Below are 12,659 nucleotides of genomic sequence, written 5' to 3'. Positions count from 1 at the left end.
ATTTCCAACGCTATAAAGTTGATGAGGTTGTCGTGGGTCCAGTAATGTTAGACGTTGCCAGCTATGAGCTGGATGCAGAAGAACGTGAGATTTTAAAGCACCCGCTGGTGGGCGGCTTGATTTTATTCAGCCGCAATTTTCATGATGCCGAGCAATTACGTGAGTTAGTCCGCCAGATAAGGGCAGCATCCCACGCGCGGTTGGTGGTGGCCGTTGATCAGGAAGGGGGCCGGGTACAGCGTTTTCGTGATGGTTTTACTCGTCTGCCCGCAGCCCAGTCTTTTGCTGAGCTGAATGATGCCGCCACGGCGGCGCAGTTGGCGCAAGAAGCGGGCTGGCTGATGGCCGCTGAAATGATATCAATGGATATTGATATTAGCTTTGCCCCGGTTCTGGACATTGGCCATGTCAGCGCCGCCATCGGTGAGCGCTCATTCCACAGTGACCCGCAGCAAGCGCAGAATATGGCCGAGTGCTTTATTCGTGGGATGCACAGCGCAGGTATGAAAACCACCGGTAAGCATTTCCCCGGACATGGGGCGGTGGCGGCTGATTCACATAAAGAAACACCGCGGGATAATCGACCACTGGCAGAAATCCGCACACATGATATGGTTATATTTCGCGAGCTGATCGCGCGGGGATTACTGGACGCCATCATGCCCGCTCACGTGATTTATACTGAAGCTGATGCGCGCCCTGCTAGTGGCTCGGCCTATTGGCTCCAAAATATATTGCGTCAAGAGTTAGGGTTTGAGGGCATCATTTTCTCTGATGACTTGTCGATGGAAGGGGCGGCTATCATGGGCAGCTACGCCGAGCGTGGGCAAGCTTCTCTGGATGCTGGCTGCGATATGATTTTGGTTTGTAATAACCGTCAGGGCGCAGTGAGTGTGTTAGATAACCTGTCTCCAGTCAAAGCAGACCAACTTATACGCTTGTATCATTCTGGACAGTTTGACCGTCAGGCGTTGATGGCATCATCGCGTTGGCGGCAGGCGAATAAGGCATTAACGGCACTCAGCGAACGTTGGGATGCACATAAGTCGCGAGGATAAAAATGATCATTTATCTACATGGTTTTGATTCCAACAGCCCTGGCAATCACGAGAAAGTCCTGCAATTACAATTCATTGACCCGGATGTGCGTTTTATCAGCTACAGCACTTTGCATCCTCGCCATGATATGCAGCATTTACTGAAAGAAGTGGATAAAGCTATTCAGCAGGGCGGAGATGCCAAATCATTGATTTGTGGCGTGGGGTTAGGGGGCTTTTGGGCTGAACGTATTGGTTTCTTGTGCGGGATCCGCCAGGTTGCATTTAATCCAAATCTTTATCCGCAAAACAATATGAACGGCAAAATTGATCGCCCGGAAGAGTATGTGGATATTGCTGGTAAGTGTGTCAGTGATTTCCGTGAGAAAAACCGTGACCGGTGCCTGGTGGTGCTGTCGCGCAATGATGAAATGCTCGATAGCCAAGTGACCGCTGGCGATCTGCACCCTTATTATGAAATTGTCTGGGATGAGAAACAGAGCCACAAGTTTAAAGATCTTTCTCCTCATCTTCAGCGGGTCAAAGCATTTAAAACATTGGGTTAATGATAACCTCATTAACCGGTGTTTTGTTAAAGATTGGTTAATTGAAAAACTCATGATTCTGTGCAATTTGGCCTGAAAAAAGAGTGTCATCTGCTTTTTTCAGGCCATTTTTATGACTAAAAATCGCAAAATAGCGCTTTATCGCCCCTCCAATAGAAAATTTATAAATTGTGACTAAGCGCTAACTATTTGAATCTTATTCCAGAAAAAATCCCTATGCTGGCACTTTAATCAAAAAAAATTGATATATATCAATTTTGGTATGACCAAATAACCCTGCATGATATTCTGAGGTTAGTTTATTGAATTAGCATCAGTGAACCCTATGTTATCTAAGGATATTATTCATTTACCCTTAGCTAACAATTGGTTCACATTTAGGGGGTCATTTTGACAACGCCGAAGAAAAAAATCGTTATTATTGGTGGTGGTGCTGGCGGTCTTGAGTTAGCGACCAGTCTGGGCCATAAACTGGGCCGCAGCAAAAAAGCCGAGATTGTGCTGGTTGATCGCAACCACAGCCATCTGTGGAAACCACTGCTGCATGAAGTCGCGACCGGTTCTCTGGATGATGGTGTTGATGCATTGAGCTACCTGGCTCATGCGCGTAACCATTACTTTAATTTCCAGTTGGGTTCGTTAACTGACATCAATCGTGAAACTAAAACCCTTAGTCTGGCGGAAATTTGCGATGAACACGGCGATGTGCTGGTGACCCAACGCGAATTAACCTATGACATTTTAGTGGTCGCGCTGGGCAGTACCTCGAATGATTTCGGTACACCGGGTGTGAAAGATAACTGTATTTTCCTTGATAACCCGCATCAGGCGCACCGTTTCCATAATGAAATGCTTAACTTGTTCCTGAAGTATTCAGCGCAACCGGGTGACAAAGGCAAAGTTAATATCGCGATTGTTGGCGGCGGGGCCACCGGTGTGGAACTGTCTGCTGAGCTGCATAATGCGGTCAAACAGTTGCATAGCTATGGTTTTGAGGGCTTGGACAATCAAGCGCTGAATGTCACATTGGTGGAGGCGGGTGAACGTATTTTGCCAGCATTGCCGCCACGTATTTCGGCTGCTGCGCATCAGGAACTGATTAAACTTGGCGTCCGGGTATTGACCAAAACTATGGTTACCAGCGCTGATGAAAAGGGCCTGAATACTAAAGACGGCGAGTTTATTAATGCAGATCTGATGGTCTGGGCGGCGGGTATCAAAGCACCTGACTTTATGAAAGATATCGCCGGGCTGGAAACCAACCGAATTAATCAGTTAGTGGTGGAGCCGACACTACAAACCACCCGTGATCCGAATATATTTGCTATTGGTGACTGTGCTTCTTGCCCACAACCTAGTGGTGGTTTTGTACCGCCGCGCGCGCAGTCGGCCCATCAAATGGCCAGCCGCTGCTACAGTAATATTCTGGCATTGCTTAATGAGCAACCTTTAAAACCATACATTTATAAAGACCATGGTTCACTGGTATCGCTGTCTAAATTTAGCACTGTCGGTAGCTTGATGGGTAACCTGATGCGCGGTTCTATGATGGTGGAAGGCCGTGTTGCCCGTATTGTTTACATCTCGCTGTATCGGATGCATCAAGTGGCATTGCATGGCTATACCAAGACGGGCTTGATGATGCTGGTGGGCGGGATTAACCGCGTGATACGCCCGCGTCTGAAGCTCCACTAATTCTCCTTCGTCCTTGACGTTGCAGCTGTGTTAGCGGCGCTAGTTACTCGGCCCGTCCATGGGCCTCGCCTCTGCGAGGCCGCTGCAAGCAGCGTTCAAATCGGTTCCTGACCGATTTGTCACCCGAATCATTTACTTATGTAAGCTCATCGGGATTTGCTCGCTTGCTGCCTTGCTGAAACGCCAATGACTTTGGCGAATACTCCCCCCACTAAAAACCGCTGCCCGTTAATACGGGTGGCGGTTTTTTTTGGCGCTAATCTAGCGCACGTTTTGCTCAAGCCATTCGCACGTAATGCTAAATTTACAGTATAAAATTCTGTAGCAATCAATCTCGCTAGTCGGATTCCTCCTAAACACATCCATTCACACCTATTATCTGAATGTTTCGTCCATTTATCTTATTGCTCGTTCGCCGGACATTGTGCAGACTTCTCGATGTTTACAGATCAATGTTTACAGATCAATGTTTACAGACGGCGAGTCACGCACGCCGTCGTCCGCAAATAAGGGGCAACCCTCATGGAGGATGCTGTCAGGTTTTCGCTGTTAATGTGGGCGTCTGGGGCAAAAGCTGCGTGGTAATACTTTTAATTCGTTATTGACCTTCAGGAGGATGTCCTGTGAACAAATCAATGTTAGCAGGTGTGGGTATCGGTATTGCGGCTGCTCTGGGAATTGCCGCTGTCGCGAGTATGAATGTCTTCTCCGGCGCACCGCAATATGCACAAGTTCTTGCTGCGACACCGATTAAAGAGACGATTAAAACGCCTCGTCAGGAATGCCGTAATGTGACAGTGACGCACCGTAAGCCGGTGCAGGACGAAAATCAAATTGCGGGTTCAGTCTTGGGTGCTGTTGCGGGTGGCGTTCTGGGCCATCAGGTAGGTGGCGGCCGGGGTAAAGATATTGCGACAGTTGCTGGCGCGCTGGCAGGCGGATATGCCGGTAACCGCGTCCAAAGTAATATGCAGGACAGTGATACTTACACCACCACCCAACAACGTTGCCAAACTGTTTACGATAAGTCACAGAAAATGTTGGGATATGACGTAACCTACAAAATTGGTAATCAGCAGGGAAAAATTCGCATGGATCGTGATCCAGGCACGCAGATTCCAATCGATAAAAATGGTCAACTGATACTGAACAAACAAGCATAATACAAAATCTGTTGTCCAAGACCTTGTATCAAAAACCCGCGGTATAGTGTTAATTCTGATCGCTTAACATGATTTTTAAGCGAGTGGCATTAACATTAGCGCGGGTTTCTCACATCTGAAACCCGCGCTAACATTTTGATATTAAGCCACTCGATGCTGAGCAAATGCCGCCAGCAGTTCACTGATAAACTTCAACCGCTGTGTCCGATCACTTAAATCCTGGATAAATTTCAGTTTGGTTGGCCCTTCCAGACGGTATATCTGTGGTTGGCGTTGCAGCAAACCAATCAAATAAACCGGGTCCACTTTGTTCTTCTCACCAAATTCGATAAAACCACCGCGCTCATTACCTTCAATGCGCTTGATACCCAACTTCTGGGCCTGTTGGCGCAATTCTGCAGTATGTAAGAGATAGCGGGCGGCATCGGGCAGTTTACCAAAGCGGTCAATCAGCTCGACTTTCAACTCATCAAGTTCAGTTTCATTGCGAGCACTGGCGATTCGCTTATAAAACGAAAGCCGGATATTCACATCAGGAATAAAGTCTTCCGGCAGCAGCACCGGCATACGCATTTCAATTTCAGTCTGATTACTGGTCAAATCTTCCAGCGACGGCTCTCTGCCTTCTTTCAGCGCATCCACCGCGCTTTCCAGTAACTCCATATACAGAGAGAAACCGATGGTGGTCATTTGGCCACTTTGATCTTCGCCTAATAGCTCACCGGCCCCACGAATCTCAAGGTCATGAGTTGCCAGGGCAAAACCAGCACCGAGATCTTCCAGTGACGCAATAGCCTCCAGCCGTTTTTTGGCATCGGTAGTCATGGCTTTCGGATTCGGCGTGAGCAAGTAAGCATAGGCTTGATGGTGGGAACGCCCAACCCGGCCGCGCAATTGGTGCAACTGCGCCAGACCAAAATGATCGGCGCGTTCGATGATAATGGTATTGGCGCTCGGAATATCTATACCGGTTTCAATAATGGTGGTACAGACCAACACGTTAAAACGCTGATGATGGAAATCATTCATCACCCGCTCCAGATCCCGCTCACGCATCTGACCGTGGCCGATGGCAATGCGCGCCTCCGGCACTAATTCCGCGAGCCGCTGGGTGGCTTTTTCGATATTTTCCACGTCGTTATACAGGTAATAAACCTGCCCGCCACGGAGAATTTCGCGCAGAATCGCCTCTCGCACCACCAAGCTATCATACTCACGGACAAAGGTTTTTACTGCCAGACGGCGCGCGGGCGGGGTGGCAATAATGGATAAATCGCGCATGCCGCTCATTGCCATATTCAGTGTGCGCGGAATTGGCGTGGCGGTGAGTGTCAAAATGTCGACATCGGCGCGCATCGCCTTGATTCGCTCTTTGTGGCGCACCCCAAAGCGGTGTTCTTCATCGACAATCAACAGCCCAAGATCTTGCCAGCGCAAGTCAGTTTGCAGCAATTTGTGGGTGCCGATAATAATATCGACTTTCCCTTCAGCCGCTTGTTCCAAAATCACTTGCTGCTCTTTGGCGCTGCGGAAGCGGGACATCATTTCAATCCGCACCGGCCAGGTAGCAAAACGGTCGCGGAAGTTGTCAAAATGCTGTTGCGCCAGCAGGGTGGTCGGCACCAATACCGCCACTTGCTTATTATTCGCCACCGCCAGGAAAGCCGCTCGCATAGCCACTTCGGTTTTACCGAAACCAACATCCCCACACACCAGGCGGTCCATGGCCAGTGGCCGGCACATATCACTGAGCACCGCATTGATGGCCTGTTCCTGATCCGGTGTGGTTTCGAACGGGAAGCTTTGGCAAAACAGCTGATACTGTTCGCGGTCGAATTTGAATTTAAAGCCAGATTTGGCGGCGCGCTGCGCATAGATATCCAGCAGTTCAGCCGCCACATCACGCACTTTCTCGGCGGCTTTCTGCCGCGCACGGCTCCAGGCATCGCCACCCAGTTTATGCAGTGGTGCATTTTCGTCAGCACCGCCGGAATAGCGACTGATAAGATGCAGTGATGAAACCGGCACGTACAGCTTATCTTCACCGGCATAGGTCAATATCAGGTATTCAGCTTTAATACCGCCCGCTTCTAAGGTGGTGAGACCAAGATAGCGGCCCACACCGTGCTCCAGATGAACCACTGGTTGACCGGGGCGCAATTCCGCCAGATTGCGGATTAAGGTATCGGTATTAATGGTGCGGCGATTGTCTTGGCGGCGGCGGTTCACGCGCTCGCCCAGTAAGTCACTTTCGCAAATCAGCGCTAATTGCTTATCTGTATCAAGGAAACCTCGTTCTGAAGCACCAATCATCAGATAATGGCCAGGTGCCGTGGCTTGAGATAGCTCGCTTATCAGGGTTGGGCTGATTTTTATCCGTGCCAGCAGATCTTGCAGGGTTTCGCGTCGCCCCTCACTTTCCACCGAAAACACGACACTACCGCTGAATGACTCAATAAAGCGCCGCAGATTATCCAGTGGCGCTTTTTGCTGCGCCTGTACGGATAAATCGGGCAGCGGCTGATAATGTAAGTTGGTATTGGCGGTTTTAGCCGGTAATTCTTCGGTCTTGAACTGAACCCGCGGCCACTCTTTTAACTCACTGAAAAGTGAATCAACCCGCAGCCATAATGTTTCCGGGGCCAGCAATGGGCGCATTGGGTCAACACGACGGCTTTCATAGCGTTGGTTAACATCTTGCCAGAAACGCTCCGCTGAGCTTTCCAGCGAGCCGGTGTTAATCAATAAGGTATTTGCAGGCAAGTAGCTAAACAGTGTCGGCAATGGCTGGTTGAAGAATAGCGGTTGCCAGTATTCAATCCCGGCAGGCCAGATGCCTTTGCTGACTTGCTGGTAAATATGTTCCGCATCACGGCGCACTTCGAACTGTTCACGCCATTGGCTGCGGAATAATTCAATAGCGTTTTTATCTATCGGGAATTCATGGGCGGGGAGTAAGTTTATTTGATCAACTTCGGACAGGGTGCGCTGTGTATCCACATCAAATACGCGCAAGCTATCAATGTCATCATCAAAAAAGTCAATGCGATAAGGCTCTTCACTGCCCATCGGATACAGATCAAGCAAGGCCCCGCGGGTAGCAAACTCACCGTGCTCCATAACCTGATCGACGCTGCGATATCCCGCTTGCTCAAGCTGAGCGCGTAATTTATCTCGCGACAGGTGCTGGCCTTTTTTCATCACCAGCGCATGACCGTGCAGGAATTCGTGCGGGCAAACCCGTTGCATCAGAGTATTAATCGGGAGAATAATAACACCGCGTTCCATTGTCGGAAGGTGGTACAGACAAGAAAGGCGGGCCGAAATAATATCCTGATGGGGTGAGAAACTGTCGTAAGGCAGCGTTTCCCAGTCGGAGAGGGTATTCACCGGACGAGGGGAAAACTGCTGAATTTCATCACGCAGTCGCAGTGCCGTTTGCATATCCGGGGTAATTAACATTACCGGGCCATCATGACGCTCAATAATTTCTGCACACTCGACGGCGCATGCGGAACCAGTCAACTGGCCTAACTGGCGGGTGTCGCCACGGCGCGTCGGCAATGAATAACGATGTTGTTGGGACATAAGCAGTTAAACAGTCTCTTTATCAGGACGAATTATCTCGGCGGATATCCTAGCACGCGAACAGCTATATACCCGTCATACTTCAAGCTGCATGTGCGTTGGCTGCGCTCATCACCCGAATCACTTACTTATGTAAGCTTATCGGGACTCTCTCGCTTGCCGCCTTCCTGCAACTCGAATTATTTAGGGTATAGCCACAGATTGGCGCTTTGATTTGGAATAAAAGCCGAGGATATAGGCGGTTAATGGTTCCATAAAGCGGTAGTACCCTTTATTATCCTCGATCACTTTGCTTTAGCAACAGGATCTAAACAGATTTCATGTATCAACCTGTCGCATTATTTATTGGCCTGCGTTATATGCGTGGGCGTGCATCTGACCGTTTTGGTCGGTTTGTTTCATGGCTTTCAACCATTGGTATCACACTCGGCGTGATGGCATTGATCACAGTGCTATCCGTGATGAATGGTTTCGAGCGCGATTTGCAGAATAATATTTTGGGGATGATGCCGCAGGCGCTGATTACCACGCCACAAGGCTCCCTTGATCCAAATAAAATTCCTGCTTCATCGCTGAAATCACTGACTGGCGTTACCGATATTGTGCCGTTAACCACCGCTGATGTGGTGCTGCAAAGCGCGCGCAATCTCTCCGCCGGAGTGATGTTGGGGGTTGACCCCAATCAGCATGAACCTCTGGCCAACTACTTGGTTAATGTGCACCTGAAAGATTTACAGCCGGGTAGCTACAATATGATCCTCGGTGAAAAACTGGCCGGTCAATTGGGGGTGAAGCGCGGCGAGACACTGCGTCTAATGGTGCCAAGTGCCAGTCAATTCACCCCGATGGGGCGCATCCCTAGCCAACGCCTGTTTAATGTTATCGGCACATTTGCCGCCGACAGTGAAGTCGATGGCTACCAAATGCTGGTTAATCAGCAGGATGCATCACGTCTGATGCGCTATCCGGCAGGCAATATTACCGGTTGGCGTTTATTCCTTTCACAACCGCTGTCCGTTGATAGTTTGAGTCAACAAAACTTGCCAGAAGGCACGGTATGGAAAGATTGGCGTGAGCGTAAAGGCGAGCTTTTCCAGGCTGTACGGATGGAAAAGAACATGATGGGGTTGCTGCTTAGCCTGATTATCGCTGTTGCGGCCTTTAATATTATTACCTCTTTGGGCCTGTTAGTGATGGAAAAACAGGGCGAAGTGGCTATTTTGCAAACCCAGGGTTTAAGTCGTCGTCAAATTATGTTGGTGTTTATGGTGCAGGGCGCCAGCGCAGGGGTTATTGGCGCATTGCTCGGTGCCGGCTTGGGTATTTTGCTTGCCAGTCAATTGAATACCATTATCCCGGTTCTCGGTTTATTGATTGATGGCGCGACCTTACCGGTGGAGATTAATCCGGTTCAGGTGACCGTGATTGCCCTGTTGGCAATGGCGATTGCTTTGCTTTCTACGCTTTATCCTTCCTGGCGCGCTGCCGCCGCACAACCTGCCGAGGCCTTACGCTATGAGTAATCATCCTTTATTACAGTGTTTAAACCTGTGCAAACGCTATCAGGAAGGTCAACTACATACCGACGTCTTACGTAATGTGTCGTTCACTATCGAAGCTGGTGAACTGATGGCGATTGTCGGCAGTTCCGGTTCAGGTAAAAGTACCCTATTGCACTTGTTGGGCGGGCTGGATTCACCGACTTCCGGCGAAGTGATATATCAAGGGCGCTCGCTGAATCAAATGTCTTCCACGGCAAAAGCTGAGTTACGTAATCGTGAGTTAGGTTTTATCTATCAATTTCACCATTTACTACCGGATTTTACTGCATTAGAAAATGTTGCTATGCCACTACTTATCGGCGGTGCCAAACCGAGTGAAGCGCAGGATAAAGCCCGCGCGATGCTGGTGGCTGTGGGGTTGGAAAAGCGTAGCAAACATCGCCCGTCCGAACTATCCGGTGGTGAGCGTCAGCGAGTGGCGATAGCGCGCTCACTGGTGAACAACCCGTCGTTAGTGTTGGCTGATGAGCCGACCGGTAACCTCGATCAACGGAATGCCGATAGCATCTTTAATTTGCTAGGTGAATTGAATGTTCGTCAAGGAACCGCCTTCTTAGTTGTCACTCACGATTTGCAATTGGCCAAGCGCATGAGCCGTCAGTTGGAAATGCGTGACGGCCAGCTACAGCAGCACTTGACGTTGGTGGGGGCGCAATAGTGGCAATTGGGATGGGCGTTTCGCCACTTTCACTGTTAATCGGTTTACGTTTTAGCCGTGGCCGCCGTCGCGGCGGAATGGTGTCACTCATTTCGGTGATTTCCACCTTGGGCATTGCCTTGGGCGTGGCGGTATTGGTAGTCGGCTTAAGTGCCATGAACGGCTTCGAACGTGAGCTAAAAAATCGTATCTTGGCGGTGGTGCCTCATGGTGAAATTGCTGTCGTCAATCAGCCATTTAGCGGCTGGGCACAAACTTTACAGCGGATTGAAAAAGTGCCCGGCATTGTGGCGGCGGCACCTTATATCAAATTCACCGGCTTGATTGAAAATGCCACTCAATTACGTGCGGTAGAAGTCAAAGGGGTTGATCCTGAAAGCGAGCAGCATCTCAGTGCATTACCCAGTTTTGTCCTTGACCATGCTTGGGATAATTTCAAGGCCGGCCAGCAGCAGATTATTTTAGGTAAAGGTCTGGCCGATGCGCTGGGCGTGAAGCAGGGGTCATGGCTGACGGTGATGATCCCCAATAGCGACCCTGAGATGAAATTGCTGCAACCTAAGCGCATTCGCTTGCAGGTAGCGGGCGTTTTTCAATTGAGCGGGCAACTGGATCATAGCTTGGCATTGGTGCCTTTAATTGATGCCCAGCAATATCTGGATATGGGTGACAGTGTCACTGGTATAGCCATCAAGGTCGATGATGTCTACAACGCCAACCAACTGGTGCGCAGCGCCGGTGAGGCTTCCAATGCTTATGTGTATATCAGCAGTTGGATTGGCACCTATGGCTATATGTATCGCGATATTCAAATGATCCGTACTATCATGTACTTAGCTATGGTGCTGGTGATTGGTGTGGCCAGTTTTAACATTGTCTCCACACTGGTCATGGCCGTTAAAGATAAAAGCAGCGATATTGCAGTTCTGCGCACATTAGGGGCTAAAGATGGCCTCATTCGCGCCATTTTTATGTGGTATGGCTTGCTAGCGGGGCTTATCGGCAGTGTTAGCGGGGCGGTGGTGGGGGTGATTGTTTCTTTGCAATTAACCAATATTATCCGTGGGCTAGAAAAGCTGGTGGGGCATCAATTTTTGTCGGGCGATATATACTTCATCGACTTTTTACCGTCAGAATTACACTGGTTTGATGTGGCTTGTGTGCTGGCGACCGCATTGGTGTTGAGTTTAATTGCCAGTTGGTATCCGGCTCGTCGTGCCAGTCGTATTGATCCGGCGCGGGTGTTGAGTGGGCAATAATTATCCCCGTCATACGTCAAGCTGCATGTGCGTTGGCTGCCTTCGTTACTCGGCTCGTCCATGGGCCTCGCTTCTACGAGGCCGCTGTACACAGCGTACATATCTGCTCCCGACAGATTTGTCCCTCAGTGACTTACTCATGTAAGCTCCTGGGGATTGACTCAGTTGCCGCCTTCCTGCAACTCGAATTATTTAGGGTATATAAGGATAACTTTATGTATTACGGTTTTGATATGGGCGGCACCAAAATTGAGTTAGGCGTTTTTGATGCTAATCTGCAACGAATCTGGCATAAGCGCGTCCCTACACCGCGCGAAGACTACTCGCTATTACTGCAAACATTACATGACCTGACACGGGAAGCCGATGAGTTTTGTGGTATTAAAGGCAGTGTGGGTATCGGCATTCCCGGCTTGCCCAACGCCGATGATGGTACGGTATTCACGGCGAATGTGCCGGCGGCAATGGGGCAATCATTACAAGGTGACCTTTCCGGGTTAATCGGGCGCGAAGTTCGAATCGATAATGATGCTAACTGCTTTGCATTGTCGGAAGCCTGGGATCCTGAGTTTCGCCGCTATCCAACAGTATTAGGGCTGATTCTTGGTACTGGCGTCGGTGGTGGGCTAATTGTGAACGGCAATATTGTCAGTGGGCGAAACCATATTACTGGCGAATTTGGTCATTTTCGTTTGCCAGTAGATGCGCTGGATATTCTGGGCGCAGATATTCCACGAGTACCATGTGGTTGCGGCCATAATGGTTGTATTGAGAATTATATTTCAGGACGTGGTTTTGAATGGATGTACAAACATTTCAACCAGCAATCTTTGCCTGCAACTGAAATTATTGCAAACTATAACATCGGTGAATCCAAGGCTGTAGCTCATGTTGAGCGTTTTATGGATGTACTGGCTGTTTGCTTAGGTAATTTATTGACTATGCTGGACCCCCATCTCGTTGTAATCGGTGGTGGATTATCTAATTTCGAGCATATCTATCAAGAACTGCCGAAACGGCTACCACAGCATTTATTGCGAGTAGCCCGATTGCCGCGCATTGAAAAAGCGCGTTATGGTGATGCGGGCGGTGTTCGTGGGGCGGCGTTCCTGCATTTGTCTAAGTAATACC

9 protein-coding genes are annotated in these 12,659 nt (G+C 49.5%); 8 read left to right on the top strand and 1 reads right to left on the bottom strand.

Annotated features, from left to right (window positions below; translation table 11 throughout):
* Window positions 1-32: 32 nt before the first annotated feature.
* The 4 genes from nagZ to DXZ79_RS12110 all read left to right on the top strand — a co-directional run bounded on the left by nagZ (window position 33) and on the right by DXZ79_RS12110 (window position 4,461).
* Entirely contained in the window at window positions 33-1,058 is a 1,026-nt protein-coding gene (gene nagZ, locus DXZ79_RS12125; protein WP_038632298.1) for a beta-N-acetylhexosaminidase, read from the top strand.
* Window positions 1,059-1,060: 2 nt separating this feature from the next.
* Window positions 1,061-1,603 carry an alpha/beta hydrolase YcfP gene (gene ycfP / locus DXZ79_RS12120; protein WP_038632300.1) on the top strand — a complete coding sequence of 181 codons (543 nt, stop codon included), beginning with the start codon at window positions 1,061-1,063 and terminating at the stop codon, window positions 1,601-1,603.
* Window positions 1,604-1,993: 390 nt separating this feature from the next.
* Window positions 1,994-3,298, top strand: coding sequence for an NAD(P)/FAD-dependent oxidoreductase (locus DXZ79_RS12115; protein ID WP_038632302.1), 1,305 nt, complete (start codon window positions 1,994-1,996; stop codon window positions 3,296-3,298).
* Between the two features lie 623 nt (window positions 3,299-3,921).
* A complete protein-coding gene (locus tag DXZ79_RS12110; protein WP_038632304.1) occupies window positions 3,922-4,461 on the top strand; it encodes a glycine zipper 2TM domain-containing protein in 540 nt (179 codons plus the stop codon).
* Between the two features lie 141 nt (window positions 4,462-4,602).
* On the opposite strand, the gene mfd is transcribed toward DXZ79_RS12110, so the two are convergent.
* A complete protein-coding gene (mfd, locus tag DXZ79_RS12105) occupies window positions 4,603-8,049 on the bottom strand; it encodes a transcription-repair coupling factor (RefSeq protein WP_120011294.1) in 3,447 nt (1,148 codons plus the stop codon).
* Window positions 8,050-8,369: 320 nt separating this feature from the next.
* On the opposite strand from mfd, the gene lolC reads away from it, so the two are divergent.
* The 4 genes from lolC to nagK all read left to right on the top strand — a co-directional run bounded on the left by lolC (window position 8,370) and on the right by nagK (window position 12,655).
* Window positions 8,370-9,572 (top strand): lipoprotein-releasing ABC transporter permease subunit LolC, encoded by a 1,203-nt coding sequence (gene lolC, locus DXZ79_RS12100; RefSeq protein WP_075337082.1) that lies wholly within the window; start codon window positions 8,370-8,372, stop codon window positions 9,570-9,572.
* Window positions 9,565-10,269 (top strand): lipoprotein-releasing ABC transporter ATP-binding protein LolD, encoded by a 705-nt coding sequence (gene lolD, locus DXZ79_RS12095; protein WP_005158007.1) that lies wholly within the window; start codon window positions 9,565-9,567, stop codon window positions 10,267-10,269. The genes lolC and lolD overlap by 8 nt, the downstream gene beginning before the upstream one ends.
* A gap of 11 nt (window positions 10,270-10,280) precedes the next feature.
* Window positions 10,281-11,528, top strand: coding sequence for a lipoprotein-releasing ABC transporter permease subunit LolE (gene lolE, locus DXZ79_RS12090; protein ID WP_120011632.1), 1,248 nt, complete (start codon window positions 10,281-10,283; stop codon window positions 11,526-11,528).
* A 215-nt stretch (window positions 11,529-11,743) separates the two neighbouring features.
* Entirely contained in the window at window positions 11,744-12,655 is a 912-nt protein-coding gene (gene nagK / locus DXZ79_RS12085; RefSeq protein ID WP_075337083.1) for an N-acetylglucosamine kinase, read from the top strand.
* The last annotated feature ends 4 nt before the right edge of the window (window positions 12,656-12,659 follow it).

Source organism: Yersinia rochesterensis (assembly GCF_003600645.1).
Classification (GTDB): domain Bacteria; phylum Pseudomonadota; class Gammaproteobacteria; order Enterobacterales; family Enterobacteriaceae; genus Yersinia; species Yersinia rochesterensis.
Note: the sequence above shows the minus strand (reverse complement) of the source record. Positions and strands in the feature narration are given on the sequence as shown.

Excerpts from the sequence above, each read along its gene's own strand:
- ycfP (WP_038632300.1), top strand. The coding sequence starts at position 1,061 with ATGATCATTTATCTACATGGTTTTGATTCCAACAGCCCTGGCAATCAC.
- mfd (WP_120011294.1), bottom strand. The coding sequence starts at position 8,049 with ATGTCCCAACAACATCGTTATTCATTGCCGACGCGCCGTGGCGACACC.
- lolC (WP_075337082.1), top strand. The coding sequence starts at position 8,370 with ATGTATCAACCTGTCGCATTATTTATTGGCCTGCGTTATATGCGTGGG.
- lolD (WP_005158007.1), top strand. The coding sequence starts at position 9,565 with ATGAGTAATCATCCTTTATTACAGTGTTTAAACCTGTGCAAACGCTAT.
- lolE (WP_120011632.1), top strand. The coding sequence starts at position 10,281 with ATGGGCGTTTCGCCACTTTCACTGTTAATCGGTTTACGTTTTAGCCGT.
- nagK (WP_075337083.1), top strand. The coding sequence starts at position 11,744 with ATGTATTACGGTTTTGATATGGGCGGCACCAAAATTGAGTTAGGCGTT.